Here is a 1,575-nt window from a genome sequence, read left to right as displayed (position 1 = left end):
TAGTACTCCAGCAGTACTTTGAGGCTTGACCTGGGGAAATGTCGAGCGGTGGGAGTGTAGCGGGACGGTTCATGGTCACGTACGGGTTCTGCCGGCACACCCCTCGAAGGAGTGCCCCCGACGACGGTAGTGACAGTGGCGGGCTACTGCCTGGCGTCGTCGGCGCCAACGCGACCAGTTCAGCGCATGCGCAAGTTTGCAGGGGCGGTGGGAAGTGTGAGCTGCCAGGAGTCGCCGCACTTCTGCCACAGTGAGCTCGACGACCTCGTCTTCCTCGCCGGTGTCGCCCCCTTTTCGCGCTCTTGCGCGGTCGTGGCAGCGAGGAAGGCGTGGGCGAGCATGGACAGGGTGACATGCCGGTACCAGCCGACGTAGCGGCGGACCTCGTACTGGTCCAGACCGCACTCGTTCTTCGCTGCCTGGAAACACTCCTCGATCGCCCACCGGCTACCGGCGACCCGCACCAGCTCGTCCACCGCGGTGCCGACGGGAGCGCAGCCCAGGTAGTAGGAGACCTCTTCCGGCTTGTGCTCGCCGCGCCGGGCCAGGGCCCATCGCTCGCGCACCAACTCGCCATCCTCGTAGTCGAATTCACTGACAACGGGTAACCGCACGGCAGCCCAGTCATACATGCGCAGACCCTTGGCGCCCTGCCCGCACGAGCGGCGCACCCACGCCTCGTGGGGTGCCTGGGCGAAGAGGTAGTCGATGCGTGGGCAGCCCGCAGCGAACTGGGACTTCGGCACCGCCAGCACGTAGCCGAGCCCGGCTTTCTCCAGCGTTCGGCGGAACCGGTGCTCTTGGCCGTAGGCGGCATCCGCGGTCACCCAGGTGATCGGCAGCGGCGATGCGAGAGCACGCAGCACGAGCGTCTGGGCCAGGACGCCTTTGGTGGCGAACTGCCTTTCTTCGGGGACCTTGGCGGCGCGGCAGCGCTCGGGGTCGTCGGTCCAGGATTTAGGCAGGTACAGCTCCCGGTCCACCAAAGCCCGGCCTGCGGTGCTGGCGTAGGCGGCGAAAACACCTATCTGGCAGTTCTCGGTGCGGCCGGCGGTGCCGGAGTACTGGCGCTGGACACCGGCGGAAGTGATGCCCTTCTTCAGGAAGCCGGTGTCATCCACGATCAGTACGCCGCCTGGTCGGCCGAGTTGCTGGGCGACGTAGTTGTGCAGTTCGTCGCGGACGTCGTCGGCATCCCAGCGGGCGCGGGAGAGGAAGTGCTGCAGGCCGTCGGGGGTGGCGTGGCCAGCCTGTTCGGCCAGTTGCCAGCTGTTCTTGCGGGCTACCGGGGCGAGCAGCCCGCGTACGTAGTCACGCATGCGGCGGCGCGGCTCCACGCGGCGGAAGCAGTGCCCGATGGTGATGAAGAGGTCGTCCAGGTCGTGGTCCCAGCTCTCGGCTGTGTGATCGGTGGACATGACCGGAGGCTTCCCGGGCTGGAGAGGACCTCGTCGTCGGGGGCACTCCTTCGAGGGATGTGCCGGCAGAACCCGTACGTGACCATGAACCGTCCCGCTACACTCCCACCGCTCGACATTTCCCCAGGTCAAGCCTCAAAGTACTGCTGGAGTACTA

The 1,575-nt window shown here is 66.7% G+C and carries 1 protein-coding gene; it reads right to left on the bottom strand.

Going from position 1 to position 1,575, the window contains the following annotated elements:
• Positions 1–179: 179 nt before the first annotated feature.
• Positions 180–1,418 carry an IS701 family transposase gene (locus IG94_RS0137915; RefSeq protein WP_043485738.1) on the bottom strand — a complete coding sequence of 413 codons (1,239 nt, stop codon included), beginning with the start codon at positions 1,416–1,418 and terminating at the stop codon, positions 180–182.
• Between the last annotated feature and the right edge of the window lie 157 nt (positions 1,419–1,575).

The organism is Streptomyces olivaceus, from assembly GCF_000721235.1.
GTDB classification, from domain to species: Bacteria; Actinomycetota; Actinomycetes; order Streptomycetales; family Streptomycetaceae; genus Streptomyces; species Streptomyces olivaceus.
This window is presented reverse-complemented; position numbering and strand designations above follow the sequence as displayed.